The sequence below is a fragment of the Nonomuraea sp. C10 genome, from assembly GCF_008017515.1.
In the GTDB taxonomy this organism is placed as follows: Bacteria; Actinomycetota; Actinomycetes; order Streptosporangiales; family Streptosporangiaceae; genus Nonomuraea; species Nonomuraea ferruginea.
Map to the genome: position 1 here is coordinate 6,502,094 of NZ_VPFF01000001.1, position 12,933 is coordinate 6,515,026.

The following is a 12,933-nucleotide window of genomic DNA, read 5'->3' on the forward strand; positions in this document are numbered from 1 at the left end:
TCAGACCCGATAGCCGAGGTAGGACTGGGCGACCTGCTCGTCCTCCTGGATCTGCGCCGCCGTGCCCGAGAGCACGATCCGCCCGGTTTCCAGGACGTGCGCCTGCTGGGCGATGCCCAGGGCGAGATGGGCGTTCTGCTCGACGACGACCACGGTGGTGCGCTCCTGTTCGTTGATGGTCCGCACGATGCGGAAGAGCTCCCGGGTGATCAGCGGGGCGAGGCCGAGCGACGGCTCGTCCAGCAGGAGCAGCCGGGGGCGCAGCATGAGCGCCCGACCGAGGGCGAGCATCTGCTGCTCGCCGCCGCTCAGGCTGCCCGCCGCCTGCTTGAGCCGGGGCTTCAGCGCGGGGAAGTAGCCGTAGATGCGGTCGAGGTCCTCTTCCAGGCGGTCGCGCCGGGTGTAGGCGCCCAGGCGCAGGTTCTCCTCGACGGTGAGCGGCATGAACGTGCCCCGGCCCTCCGGCACGTGCGCGACGCCCATCCTGGCCAGCGCGTCGGGCGAGCGGCCGAGCAGCTCGGCGTCGCCGAGCCGGACGCCGCCGCGCCCCTTGACCATGCCGGACAGCGCCCGCAGCAGAGTCGTCTTGCCCGCCCCGTTGGGGCCGAGTATCGCGCAGATCTCGCCCTCCCCCACGGTGAGGCTGACGTCGTGCAGCACCTGGCCGCCGCCGTATCCGGCGTTCAGCCCGGAGACCACCAGCTCGCTCATACCGCCGTCCCCAGGTAGGCCTCGATGACGCCGGGGTCGCGCTGGACCTCGGCCGGCGGGCCTTCGGCGATCTTCTTGCCGAAGTCCAGGCAGACGATCCGGTCGCAGGTGCTCATGACGAAGCCCATGTGGTGCTCGACCACCACCACGGTCAGGTCCAGGTCGTCGCGGATGGCGCGCAGGGTGCCGGCGAACTCCTCGACCTCGGCCGAGCTGAGCCCGTTGACCGGCTCGTCCAGCAGCAGCAGCCGCGGCTCCGCCGCCAGCGCCCTGGCCAGCTCCACCCGTTTGAGCGTGCCGAAGGGCAGCCCGGCGGCCGGGTGGTCGGCGACGGCCGACAGGCCCAGCCGTTCCAGCACGGCGTCGGCCTGGGCCCGCAGCCGCCGCTCCTCGCCGCGCACGCCCGGCAGCCGCAGCGCCGCGGTGAGGAACCCGGCCCTGCCCCGGTGGTGGGCGCCGACCAGCACGTTGTCCCGTACGGAGATGCGCGGGAACAGGCCGAGGTTCTGGAACGTGCGGGCGATGCCGAGCGCCGCGATGGCGTGCGGCGGCACCGCGAGCAGGTCCTCGCCCTCGTAGCGCACCTGCCCCGCGTCGGCCTGGTAGCGCCGGGTCAGGCAGTTGAACAGGGTGGTCTTGCCGGCGCCGTTGGGTCCGATCAGGCCCACCATCTCGCCGTTCCCCACGGAGAATCCGACGCCGTCGAGCGCCGTGATGCCGCCGAACCGGACGGTAAGATCGTGTACTTCCAGCATCCGGCCTCCTGGGGCACAGCGAGCGGAAGAATGTTCTGAAGTTGGGGTCAGCGTAGGTTCGGCCCGTCTCCGGCCGCATTGGGCACGGCGACCCAACATGTGCACCGAAGGTTGTCCACAGGACACAGCGACTGTCTCGGAGCGGTTACGAGCCGTTGACCTCCCCGCAACCACCGGGGATCATCCCGGACATGTCCAGTGGTTCCGGTATGGAAACGTTCACTGGTGCGGAGCCGGTCCGGGCGCAGCGCGCGCGGATCCTCTCCGAACTACTCTCCGACGTCGAGAAGCTCGCCGGGGCGGCCGTGGTCACGATGCGCGCCGAGATCCCGGCCTACGCGGCCCAGAGCGAGGAGTTCCTGGCCGACGTGCGCGACCAGGTGGTGCGCCATTACCGGGGCAAGCTCGCCGTGCTGTTCGAGGACAGGACGGTGAAGCCGGACGACATCGCCTACGTCCGCCAGGCCGCGATGCGCCGGGCCAGGGCCGGGATCGCGCTGGCCGACTACATCAACGCCTTCAGGGTCGGCCAGCAGGTGTTCTGGGAGTCGGTGCTGGCCAGGGCTGGCCACACCGCCGCCGGGCGCGAGGCCGCGCTGTCGCTGGCGGCCCCGCTCATGCGGTACTGCGACTTCGCCAGCACGCACGCCGCCCACGCGTACATGGAGTTCCAGCAGTACGCGGCCGCGGAGGCCGTCCGCGAGACCCGGGACCTGCTGGAGACGCTGCTGGCCGGCGCGGTGCCGACGCGCGGGCCGCAGCTCGCCGCCGCGCAGGCGCACGGGCTGTGCGAGGACACCCGCACGCCGCTGCTCGTGGTGGTCGCGGTCGTGCTCGGCCCGCGCACCGCGGTGCCGCGCGGGCCGGACCGGGGCGCCGACGCCCGGCACGCCGCGTGCGCGGCGCTCGCGAGGCTGAACACCGGGGCGAACGCCAGGACCGGAGGGCGGACGCTGTCGGTGGTGCGCCAGTCGGAGATCGTGGCCGTCCCGGTGCTCGGCCAGAACGACGACCCGGAGGAGCTGTGCGACCGGCTGCAGGCGCTCCGCGAGTCGCTGCTGGCCGAAGGTATCGTGCTGGCGATGGGCATCAGCACGGCCGGCGGGGGCATCGCCCGGATCCCGCAGGCCTACCAGGAGGCTCGGGCGGTGATCGACTTCCTGCCCGAGGACGGCGGGGTGGCCGCGCTGCCGCGCATCACCCCCTTCCAGTACCTCGCCCTGGGCGCCGACGACACCGCTCGCAATCTCGTCGACCCGCGCATCACCTCGCTGCTGGACGAGGACCGGGCCAGGGGCGGCGTGCTCACCGCCACCATCCGCGCGTTCGCCGCCGCCGACCTCAACCTGCGCACCGCCGCCGAGCGGCTGCAGATCCACCCCAACACCGCTCAATACCGGCTGCGCCGCATCCAGGAGCGCACCGGCCGGAGCCTGCGCCACATCAACGACCTCGTCGAGCTGCTGGTCGCGATCGCGCTGCAGGACTCGCTGCCTCCCACCAATCCCGAGCGGAAAAGACTGGCCACCGCGACCAATGAGGACCGGGGGACCTCGGACGTACGGTCGTTTCCATGAACCTCGCCGACCGGCTCCACACCTCCGCCGAGCGACTCGGCGAGAGAGCGGTCATCACGCTGGACGACGCGGTGCTCAGCTACCGGGCGCTGGACGCGATGTCCGCGCGGGTGGCGACGCTGCTGCGCGGCCGGGGCATCGGGACCGGGGACCGGGTGGCGATCATGCTGCCCAACGTGCCGGAGTTCGCCGCGGTCTACTACGGGGTGCTGCGCATGGGCGCCGTCGTGGTGCCGCTCGACCCGCTGCTGCGCAAGCGCGAGATCGCCGCGTACGTGAGCGACTGCGGGCCGCGCCTGCTGATCGCCTGGCACGCCTTCGCCGAGACCGCCGAGGCCGGCGCCGCCGCCACCGGCACCGACTGCTTCTTCGTGGTGCCCGACGAGTTCCGCCGGCTGCTGCGCGGCCTGGCCGCCGACCTCGGGGTGGCCGCGCGCGACGACGGCGACACCGCCGTCATCCACTACACGGCCGGCACCACGGGCCGGGCCAAGGGCATCGAGCTGACCCACGGCAACCTGGGCGGCACCGCCGCGACCATCGCCCGCATGCACGCGCTCGGCGTGGACGACGTGGTGCTGGGCGCGCTGCCGCTCTACCACTCCTACGGCCAGACGTGCTCGCTCAACGCGACCGTGCACGCCGGGGCGCGGCTGACGCTGATGAGCCGCTTCGAGGCGGGCCGGGCGCTGGAGATGATGCGCCGCGACGGGGTGACGGTCTTCCAGGGCGTGCCGACCATGTACATCGCGCTGCTCGACCACCCGGGCGCCGCCGACCTGTCGCTGCTGCGCATCTGCGTCTCCGGCGGCGCCCCGCTGCCGCTCGACGTGCTGCGCGCCTTCGAGGAGCGCTTCGGCTGCGCGATCGTCGAGGGGTACGGCCTCAGCGAGACCTCCGCGGTGGCCGCCACCAACAGGGGCGGCGACGGCCGGCGGCCCGGCTCGATCGGCTGGCCGGTGCGCGGCATCGAGATGCGGGTGGTCGGCGACGACGGCCGCCAGGTGCCGTGCGGCGACATCGGCGAGATCGTGGTGCGCGGCCCGAACGTGATGAAGGGCTACTGGAACAACCCGGCGGCCACCGCCGAGGCCATCCGCGACGGCTGGTTCCACACCGGCGACCTGGGCCGGGTGGACGAGAACGGGTTCTTCTTCCTGGTCGACCGGCGCCGCGACGTGATCCTGCGCGGCGGCTACACCGTCTACCCGCGCGAGGTGGAGGAGGTGCTGTACGAGCATCCGGCGGTGCGGCAGGCCGCGGTCATCGGGGTGCCGCATCCGGAGCTCGGCGAGGAGATCGCCGCCGTGGTGGCGCTGCGGGAGCCCGTGGATCCGGACGAACTACGCGCCTTCGTCAAGGAACGGGTCGCGCCGTACAAGTATCCCCGCCACATCTCGGTCTTCGACGAACTTCCGGTGAGCCCGACCGGTAAGATCCTCAAGCGTGCGATCGCGCTGCCGCTCAGCACGCTCCCCCCGCCGGCCCGTGCCAGCGGGCGTGCAGCTCGCGGCTGACCGCGCAGGAGGGCCCGTGTGAAGCCGATCACCCACATCTTCGACGTGGAGCCAGGCCACTACGACGTCAGCGTGGTCATCGGCGGCGCCACGACCCAGGTGCTGGCGGAGGCCAGGCGGCTGATGGTGTGGGCGTCGCCCGGCGACCGGCCCGCGCGCCGCGACTTCACGGTCAACGTGCGCACCCCGGAGAGCCAGCAGAACGGCTTCGACGGCGACGGCAGCCCCGGTCTCACCCTCACGTTCACCGGCCCGGATCCCGAGGTGAGCTCGGTGCACCTGAGCCCGGCCAGAGGGCGGAGCCTGTTCCTGGCGGGCGACTCGACCGTCACCGACCAGGCCACGGCCCCCTACACCGGCTGGGGGCAGCGGCTGCCGCGTCACTTCCGGCGCGGGCTGTCGGTGGTCAACCACTCGGGCTCGGGCGAGTCGTCGGCGTCGTTCCTGGCCAAGCCGGCCATGTGGGCGGCGATGCGCGACCAGCTCGGCCCCGGCGACGTGGCCCTGGTCCAGTTCGGCCACAACGACAAGCACACCAGCGCGGTGGAGTTCCGCGCCAACCTCACCCGCCTGGTGCACGGCATCGAGGCGAGGGGCGCCGCGCCGGTGCTGGTCACGCCCGTGGTGCGGCGCCGGTTCCGGGGCGGATGCCTCGACCAGGAAGGGCTGATCGTCAACGGGCTCGGCGTCGACCTGCCGGCCGAGGTGCGCGCGGTGGCCGCGGCCCAGGGGGTGGCGCTGATCGACCTCACCGCCGAGAGCCGCGCGCTGGTCGAGGGGCTCGGCCCCGAGGGGTCCGAGCGCCTCTACCTCACGCGGGAGAAGGGCGACGACACCCACACCTCCGAGCACGGCGCGACGCTCTTCGCCGACCTGGTCGCGGCCGGGCTGCGCAGGCTCGGGCTGGTGACCCCGTACCTGATCTGATCAGGAGCCCGTCTGGGTGGCGCGCAGCCACCGCAGCGCGCCCCTCGACAGCGCGACCAGCACGTCGACGGCCTCCTCGATCTCCGGGTAGCGGCCCTCGATGTGGCCGATCGCCAGGGCGTTGGTGGCCGCGTTGATGCCTTCGGCGATCATCTCCAGGCGGCGGCGGTCGCGCTCGTTGTCGGCGGTGTAGCCGAGCGCGGCCAGGTCGGCCGCGTGGTGGTCGCGGTAGGCCTTGGCGGTCTCCGTGGCGAACTCGCGCAGCGGCGAGGACGGGTCGTGGCGGGCGCGCAGCTGGATGCGCAGCAGCTCCGGATGCCGGGAGATGGCGTCGAGCGGGATGCGGAAGGTGTCGCGGTGGCTCTCCAGCTCGGTGGGCGCCTCGCGGGCCTGGCGGCGGGCCTCGCGCATGGCGCGGCGCAGGCGCTCGCCGCCCTCGTCGCCGAGGGCGCGCAGGAGATCCTGCTTGTCCTTGAAGTGCACGTAGAAGCTGGACTGAGCGATGCCCGCGGCCTTGGCGACCTTGACCGTCGTCAGGCCCGCCTCACCCTCCTTGTCGAGGATCTCCAGGGCGGCCCTGATCAGTCTCCGCCTGGTCAGGTCCTTGGCCTCGCTCCTGGTGAGCGGTGTGTTGGTCACGGGTTACCTTCTCTCGTCCACCGATAACTGTAGTTGGACCGATCCCCGGTAACGATCCGCCCTCTGGCGCTTGTGCGAAGTTTCACCGATAGTACTATCGGTGAAATTGCTCTCGGGGGATGACCGGGAGGAGGCGTGGATGAAACGCTGGACCAGGCCGTTGGCCCTCGCGCTGGCGGCTGTGACCTTGGTGGCGTGCAGCGGGCAGCGGCCCAGCGCGACGCCGGCGGGCGAGTCGCCGTCGGACTCGTCGGGGCCGAAGGCGGGCGGCAAGCTCGTGTACGCGCTGAGCGCCGACGCCAACGGGCTCAACCCGGTGACCGACCAGTTCGCGGCGCAGAGCTACAGCATGGTCACCACGATCATCGAACCGCTGGTGAGCATGGACGCCGAAGGCGCCTGGAAGCCCTACCTGGCCGAGTCGCTCACCCCCAACGACAAGTACGACGAATGGGCGATCAAGGTCAGGGAGGGCATCTCCTTCCATGACGGCATCGCGCTGACCGGCGACATCGTCAAGGCCAACCTGGAGGCGCAGCAGGCGTCCCCGCTCAACACGGCCGTCTTCCAGCCGCTCGACTCCATCGAGCTGACCGACCCGATGACGGTCACGGTCAAGCTCAAGCAGCCCTGGGTGGCCTTCCCCTACTACCTGGCCGCGCAGGTCGGCATGATCGTGCCGCCCTCGTCGCTGGCCGACCCCCAGGCCGCCAGCCTCAAGCCGGTCGGCACCGGGCCGTTCGTGTTCAAGGAGTACGTGCCGGACAGCCGGATGGTCGTCACCAAGAACCCCCGCTACTGGCGCAGCGGTCTCCCGTACCTGGACGAGATCGAGTTCCGCGTCCTGCCCGACAGCCAGACCCGCGCGCAGACGCTGGAGGCCGGCGGCGTCGACGCCATGGGCACCACCCGCGACGAGGACATCGTCAAGTACGGCGAGCAGAAGGACGCCTACACGGTGTACCGGACGCAGGGCATGCCGGCGCCCGAGTACACGTTCATGCTCAACACCGCCGTCCCGCCGCTCGACGACGTCAGGGTGCGCAGGGCCCTCGCGCACGCGACCGACCGCGACGCCGTCGTCTCGACCCTGCGCGGCGGGCTGACGGAACCGGCCGACGGTCCCTGGACCAAGGACTCCAAGTGGTACTCCGACCAGGGCGCCTACCCCGCCTTCGACCTGGCCAAGGCCACCGCCCTGGTGAAGGAGGTGGAGGCGGAGAAGGGCCCGGTCGAGTTCGAGGTGATCTCCACGCCCGACCCCAACACCATGCAGGGCGTCGAACTGGTCCAGGACATGTGGCGCAAGGCCGGCATCGACGTGACGATCAAGCAGGCCGACCAGCCGGACCTGATCAACCGCGCCGTCATCGGCAACTACCACGCCACCGTGTGGACCGCGTTCTCCTCCTCCGACCCCGACGGCGAGTACATCTGGCTGCACCAGGCCTACGCGCAGCCCGTCGGCAAGGTCTCGCTCAACTTCACCCGGCTCAAGGACGAGCAGCTCAGCAAGGCGCTCGACATCGGCCGGGTCTCCCCTGACGAGGCCGCGCGCAAGCAGGCGTACGCCACGGTCCAGGAGCGGCTGCGCGAGCAGGTGCCGTACGTCTTCCTCGACCACCTCACCACGGGGGCGATCATCGCGAAGACCAAGGTCCGCGGCATCGACGAGCAGATGCTGCCCGACGGGGAGAAGCGTCTCCCGCTGACCGGCGCGCCGATCCCCTACCACCCGTTCTCCGGGGTCTGGATCAGCACACAGTGATCCTCGTCGTCCACCGGCTCGTCCGGCTCGTGGTGGTGCTGCTCGTGGTGACGTTCCTGTCCTACGGGCTGCTCAACCTCCTGCCGGGCGACCCCGTCACGCAGATCCTCGGCATCTCGGCCACCGAGGAGGCCCGTGCGCAGCTCCGCGCGGACATGGGGCTCGACCAGCCGCTGATGGTCCGCTACGCCGACTGGCTGAGCGGCCTGCTCTCCGGCGACTGGGGCACCTCCTACATCTCCCGGGTGCCGGTCGCCGACGAGCTGGCCGAGCGGCTGCCGGTCACGCTGGAGCTGCTCGTCGCCGCGCAGTTCGTGGCGCTCGGCCTGGCGATCCCGGTGGGCGTGGCCGCGGCCCGCCGGGCCGGGGGCGCGCTCGACCAGGCGCTCACCGCGATGAGCTTCGCGCTGCTGTCCACGCCGGTGTTCGTGCTCGGCGTGCTGCTCATCCTGATCTTCGCGGTGACCTGGCAGGTCGTGCCCGCCACCGGGTGGACGCCCATCTCGGTGGACCTGGGCTGGAACCTCACCTCGGTGCTGCTGCCCGCGATCACGCTCGGCTGCGGGCAGCTCGCCGTCTACGCGCGGCTGCTGCGCGCCGACCTGATCGCGACCCTGCAGGAGGACTACATCACGCTCGCCAGGGCCCGCGGCCTGTCGCCGCGGCGCATCCTGTGGCGGCACGCGCTGCGGCCCTCGGCGATCTCGCTGATCACCGCCGTGGGGCTCAACCTCGGCGCGCTCATCGGCGGCACGGTGATCATCGAGACGCTCTTCGGGCTGCCCGGCATCGGGCGGCTCATCGTCGACTCCATCTTCTCCCGCGACTATCTGACCGTGCAGGGAGGCGTCGTGCTGATCTCGGTCGGTTACGTGCTGGTCAACTTCCTGGTGGACGTCGTGTACGCGGCCGTCGACCCGAGGATCCGTCGTGCGTAGGCGCTTCGGAGCCGGATTCTGGATCGCGACCGCGTGGATCTCGCTGGTCGTGGCCGCGGCCGCGCTGGCCGACCTGCTGCCCATCCCGGGCTACGACGAGACGCTGGTCGGCCCGCCCCGGTCCGGCCCGAGCGCGGAGCACCCCTTCGGCACCGACGGCCTCGGCCGCGACGTGTTCAGCCGCGTCGTGCACGGCGCCCGCGTCTCACTCGGCGTCGGCATCGGCGCGGTGGTGCTCGGCCTGGGGCTCGGCGCCCCGCTCGGCGTCCTGGCCGGATACCGCAAGGGCTTCGCCGACGCGGTGATCATGGCGGTCAACGACATCGCGCTGGCCTTCCCCTCGCTGGTGTTCGCGCTGGCCGTGGTGGCCTTCGCCGGGGCCAGCCTGCGCAACGTGCTCATCGTGCTCGGCGTGCTGGGCATCCCCGCCTGGGTGCGGCTGATCCGGGGCGCCACGCTGTCGTTCGCCGAGCGGGAGTTCGTGCTCGCCGCCCGCGTCCTCGGCGTACGGGACCGCCGCATCCTGTGGCGTGACATCATGCCGAACGTGGCGGTGCCGGCCGCCTCCTACGCCTTCATCGGCATGGCCGTGGTCATCGTGGCCGAAGGCAGCCTGGCCTTCCTCGGGCTGTCGGTGCAGGCTCCCACCCCGACCTGGGGCGGGCTCATCAACGAGGGCCGCACGCTGATGGAGACCGCCCCGCACGTGGTGCTGGCGCCCTCGATCGTCATGTTCCTGACCGTGCTGTCGTTCAACCTGGTCGGCGACCGGCTGCGGGCGCTGACCGACGTGCGGCAGAGCGGGCTGGAGCCGGCCCGGCAGTCCGCGCCGCTGCCCGCGGCCCCCGTGGCGGAGCCCGTCACCGGCGCCCTGCTCCAGGTCGACGACCTGCGCACGCACATCCACACCCCGCGCGGCACGGTCAAGGCCGTCGACGGGGTGTCCTTCACGCTGGAGCGCGGCCGGACCCTCGCCATCGTGGGCGAGTCGGGTTCCGGCAAGTCGATGCTGATCCGTACCATCCTCGGCCTGCTGCCCGCCGCCGACGTGTCCAGGGGCGGGCACGTCCGCCTGGAGGGCGACGACCTGACGAGGTTCACGCCCGAGGAGATGCGCCAGGTGCTCGGCCGCCGGCTCGGCACCGTCTTCCAGGACCCGATGACCGCGCTCAACCCGGTCCGCACCATCGGCACCCAGGTGACCGAGCCGCTCCGGGTGCACCTGGGCATGAGCCGCAAGCGGGCCCGCGAGGAGGCGGCGCGGCTGCTCGCCTCCGTCGGCATCCCCGACCCGGCCCGCACGCTGGGCCGCTACCCGCACCAGCTCTCCGGCGGGATGCGCCAGCGGGTCACCATCGCCATGGCGCTGTCCTGCGGCCCCGACGTGCTCTTCGCCGACGAGCCGACGACCGCGCTCGACGTCACCATCCAGGACCAGGTGCTGCGCCTCATCCACCGGCTGCGCGAGGAGCGCGACATGGCCGTGGTGCTGGTCAGCCACGACCTGTCGGTAGTGCGGCAGTGGGCCGACGAGGTGATCGTCATGTACGCGGGCAAGGTCGTCGAGCACGGCCCCGCCGGACAGGTCTTCGCCCGGCCCCGGATGCCGTACACCGAGGCGCTGCTGCAGGCGGCGCCGCGGCTCACCGACCCGTCGCACCACCGGCTGCGGGTCATCCCCGGCCGTCCGCCGGACCTGGCCGACGTCCCGCCGGGCTGCCCGTTCCGGCCGCGCTGCGCGTACGCCCAGGACCGGTGCGGCGCGGAGGCCCCGCCGCTGACCGGCGACCACGACCATCTCTACGCCTGCTGGCACCCGACCGGATCGGCGGTCGCCGGCGCGCCGGAAGGAGCCGAGAGCCATGGCCGGTAGCGGGACGGCGCACCTGCGCCCGCGTGACGAAGTGCTGCTCCAGGTCGAGAATCTGTACGTGGAGTTCCCCGCCGGGCGCGGCCGCACGGTCAGGGCGGTCTCCGGCGTGAGCTTCGACCTGGCCAAGGGCGAGACGCTGGGCATCGTCGGCGAGTCCGGCTGCGGCAAGTCGAGCACCGCGCGGGCGCTCATCCAGCTCCCGCGCCCGCGGGCCGGCTCGGTGCGGCTGGACGGGCTCGACCTGACCTCGCTGCGCGGCGAGGCGCTGCGCCGGGTCAGGCGGCGGCTGCAGATGATCTTCCAGGACCCGATCTCGTCGCTGAACCCGCGCCGCCGCGTCCGCGAGATCGTCGAGGAGGGGCCGAAGGTGTGGGGGCGCGGCGCCCTCGACGTCGACGAGGTGCTGGAGGCCGTCGGCCTGGACCCGGCGACGGCGGCGGTGCGGCGGCCGCACGAGTTCTCCGGCGGGCAGTGCCAGCGTGTCTCGATCGCGCGGGCGCTGGTGCTGGAGCCGGAGGTGGTGATCTGCGACGAGCCGGTGTCGGCGCTCGACGTGTCGGTGCAGGCGCAGATCCTCGCCCTGCTGGAGGACCTGAAGGAGCGCTACCGGCTGACGCTGGTGTTCATCGCGCACGACCTGGCCGTGGTGAAGAACGTCAGCGACCGGATCCTGGTGATGTATCTCGGCAAGACGTGCGAGCTCGCGCCCAGCGAGGACCTCATCGCCCGGCCCGCCCATCCGTACACCAAGGCCCTGCTCGCCGCCATCCCCGGCAGCGGGCTCGACCTGCCGCCGGCGGACCGGCTCATCAGCGGCGAGCCGCCGTCGCCGGTCGACCCGCCGTCCGGCTGCCGCTTCCGTACCCGCTGCCCGCGCGCCGCCGAGAGATGCGCGCGCGAGGAGCCCGAGATCCGCCCGGTGAACGGCGGCGACCACTACGTCGCCTGCCACTTCCCCGACATCTAGGAGAATGCCATGGCCATCGATTTCACCCTCGCCCCGGAGCACGAGGAGATCCGCAAGGGGGTACGCGCCTTCATCCAGGAGGTCGTGATCCCCGCGAGCGACGAGCTGAGCGAGCGCGACCGGGACGCCTACCTGCGCGGCATCTTCGCGCTGCGCGAGAAGGCCAAGGCGGAGGGCCTGTGGCTGCCGCACATGCCGAAGGAGTGGGGCGGCATGGGGCTGGGCCACGTCGAGCTGGCCATGGTGCAGTCGGAGGCGGCCAAGACCCGGCTCGGCCCGTGGGTGCTCAACTGCCAGGCCCCCGACGAGGGCAACATGCACACACTGCTGCACTGGGCGGACGACTCGCAGAAGGAGAAGTACCTCCGGCCGCTCCTCGAAGGCCGGCAGATGTCCTGCTTCGCCATGACCGAGCCCGAGGTGGCCGGCTCCGACCCCACCCTGATCCAGACCCGCGCCGTCAAGGACGGCGACGAATGGGTGATCAACGGGCACAAGTGGTTCATCTCCAACGCCCGCCGGGCGAGCTTCGCCATCCTCATCGCCAGGACCGAGGACGACGTCCCCGAAGGCCACCGCGGCGCCAACACCGCCTTCCTCATCGACCTCCCGCAGGAAGGCTGGAACGACGTCCGCGAGGTCGAGACCATGCACGGCTCGACCGGCCACAGCGAGATCGTCATCAAGGACCTGCGGGTGACCGACAGCCAGATACTCGGCGGACGCGGCAACGGCCACCGCCTCGGCCAGTATCGCCTCGGCCCCGCCCGGCTCGCCCACTGCATGCGCTGGATCTCCCAGGCGGAGACGGCCCTGGACATGATGGTCGACCGGGCGCTCAACCGCCACAGCCACGGCTCCCTGCTGGCCGAGAAGCAGGGCGTCCAGTGGCTCATCGCCGACTCCGCGATGGAGCTCTACCAGTGCAAGCTCATGGTGCTGCACGCCGCCTACAAGATCGACCGCGGCGAGGACTTCCGCACCGAGGTGTCCATGGCCAAGCATTTCGTGGCCAACAGCCTCAACCGCATCATCGACCGGGCCATCCAGGTCCACGGCGCGCTCGGCTACTCCACCGACACGCCGCTGGCCCATATGTTCCAGCACGCCCGCTGGGCCCGCTTCGCCGACGGCGCCGACGAGATCCACCAGATGCGCATCGCCGAACGCACCATCGCCGCCTACCAGGCCACCGGCTCCACCGCCTCGGCCACGGGTGACCTCCCCCTGTGAGCCGACGGCCGCCGCCCACACCTGCCAC

At 71.9% G+C, this 12,933-nt stretch carries 11 protein-coding genes; 8 read left to right on the top strand and 3 right to left on the bottom strand.

Annotation, left to right across the window (positions count from 1 at the left end; genetic code table 11):
• Together FR742_RS29850 and FR742_RS29855 are read right to left on the bottom strand one after the other, a co-directional pair.
• Window positions 1-711 (bottom strand): ABC transporter ATP-binding protein, encoded by a 711-nt coding sequence (locus tag FR742_RS29850; protein ID WP_148034020.1) that lies wholly within the window; start codon window positions 709-711, stop codon window positions 1-3.
• Window positions 708-1,466 carry an ABC transporter ATP-binding protein gene (locus FR742_RS29855; protein WP_148034021.1) on the bottom strand — a complete coding sequence of 253 codons (759 nt, stop codon included), beginning with the start codon at window positions 1,464-1,466 and terminating at the stop codon, window positions 708-710. The genes FR742_RS29850 and FR742_RS29855 overlap by 4 nt, the downstream gene beginning before the upstream one ends.
• 209 nt (window positions 1,467-1,675) lie before the next feature.
• On the opposite strand from FR742_RS29855, the gene FR742_RS29860 reads away from it, so the two are divergent.
• Genes FR742_RS29860 through FR742_RS29870 form a run of 3 tightly spaced genes read left to right on the top strand, consistent with a single transcriptional unit; the run spans window position 1,676 to window position 5,487 of the window.
• A complete protein-coding gene (locus FR742_RS29860; protein ID WP_148034022.1) occupies window positions 1,676-3,043 on the top strand; it encodes a CdaR family transcriptional regulator in 1,368 nt (455 codons plus the stop codon).
• Window positions 3,040-4,560, top strand: coding sequence for a long-chain fatty acid--CoA ligase (locus FR742_RS29865; protein ID WP_148034023.1), 1,521 nt, complete (start codon window positions 3,040-3,042; stop codon window positions 4,558-4,560). The genes FR742_RS29860 and FR742_RS29865 overlap by 4 nt, the downstream gene beginning before the upstream one ends.
• 18 nt (window positions 4,561-4,578) lie before the next feature.
• The gene (locus FR742_RS29870; RefSeq protein WP_148034024.1) at window positions 4,579-5,487 is read left to right on the top strand and encodes a rhamnogalacturonan acetylesterase; all 909 of its coding nucleotides are present in this window, start codon (window positions 4,579-4,581) and stop codon (window positions 5,485-5,487) included.
• Here FR742_RS29870 and FR742_RS29875 read toward each other — a convergent pair whose 3' ends face one another.
• Window positions 5,488-6,126: a TetR family transcriptional regulator gene (locus tag FR742_RS29875; RefSeq protein ID WP_148034025.1), complete on the bottom strand. Its 639-nt coding sequence runs from the start codon at window positions 6,124-6,126 to the stop codon at window positions 5,488-5,490.
• A gap of 139 nt (window positions 6,127-6,265) precedes the next feature.
• Between FR742_RS29875 and FR742_RS29880 the strand changes: the two genes are divergently transcribed.
• The 5 genes from FR742_RS29880 to FR742_RS29900 are packed head-to-tail and all read left to right on the top strand — an operon-like array spanning window position 6,266 to window position 12,905.
• Window positions 6,266-7,894 carry an ABC transporter substrate-binding protein gene (locus FR742_RS29880; RefSeq protein ID WP_148034026.1) on the top strand — a complete coding sequence of 543 codons (1,629 nt, stop codon included), beginning with the start codon at window positions 6,266-6,268 and terminating at the stop codon, window positions 7,892-7,894.
• Complete coding sequence (locus FR742_RS29885) at window positions 7,891-8,832, top strand: ABC transporter permease (protein WP_261808814.1); 942 nt, start codon at window positions 7,891-7,893, stop codon at window positions 8,830-8,832. The genes FR742_RS29880 and FR742_RS29885 overlap by 4 nt, the downstream gene beginning before the upstream one ends.
• Window positions 8,825-10,705, top strand: coding sequence for a dipeptide/oligopeptide/nickel ABC transporter permease/ATP-binding protein (locus FR742_RS46055; RefSeq protein WP_148034027.1), 1,881 nt, complete (start codon window positions 8,825-8,827; stop codon window positions 10,703-10,705). The genes FR742_RS29885 and FR742_RS46055 overlap by 8 nt, the downstream gene beginning before the upstream one ends.
• Entirely contained in the window at window positions 10,695-11,672 is a 978-nt protein-coding gene (locus FR742_RS29895) for an ABC transporter ATP-binding protein (RefSeq protein WP_148034028.1), read from the top strand. The genes FR742_RS46055 and FR742_RS29895 overlap by 11 nt, the downstream gene beginning before the upstream one ends.
• A gap of 9 nt (window positions 11,673-11,681) precedes the next feature.
• Window positions 11,682-12,905: an acyl-CoA dehydrogenase family protein gene (locus FR742_RS29900; RefSeq protein WP_148034029.1), complete on the top strand. Its 1,224-nt coding sequence runs from the start codon at window positions 11,682-11,684 to the stop codon at window positions 12,903-12,905.
• Window positions 12,906-12,933: the final 28 nt, after the last annotated feature.

Coding starts and splice junctions, on each gene's coding strand:
- FR742_RS29895 (WP_148034028.1), top strand. CDS start 10,695: ATGGCCGGTAGCGGGACGGCGCACCTGCGCCCGCGTGACGAAGTGCTG.
- FR742_RS29865 (WP_148034023.1), top strand. CDS start 3,040: ATGAACCTCGCCGACCGGCTCCACACCTCCGCCGAGCGACTCGGCGAG.
- FR742_RS29880 (WP_148034026.1), top strand. CDS start 6,266: ATGAAACGCTGGACCAGGCCGTTGGCCCTCGCGCTGGCGGCTGTGACC.
- FR742_RS29860 (WP_148034022.1), top strand. CDS start 1,676: ATGGAAACGTTCACTGGTGCGGAGCCGGTCCGGGCGCAGCGCGCGCGG.
- FR742_RS29850 (WP_148034020.1), bottom strand. CDS start 711: ATGAGCGAGCTGGTGGTCTCCGGGCTGAACGCCGGATACGGCGGCGGC.
- FR742_RS29900 (WP_148034029.1), top strand. CDS start 11,682: ATGGCCATCGATTTCACCCTCGCCCCGGAGCACGAGGAGATCCGCAAG.
- FR742_RS29855 (WP_148034021.1), bottom strand. CDS start 1,466: ATGCTGGAAGTACACGATCTTACCGTCCGGTTCGGCGGCATCACGGCG.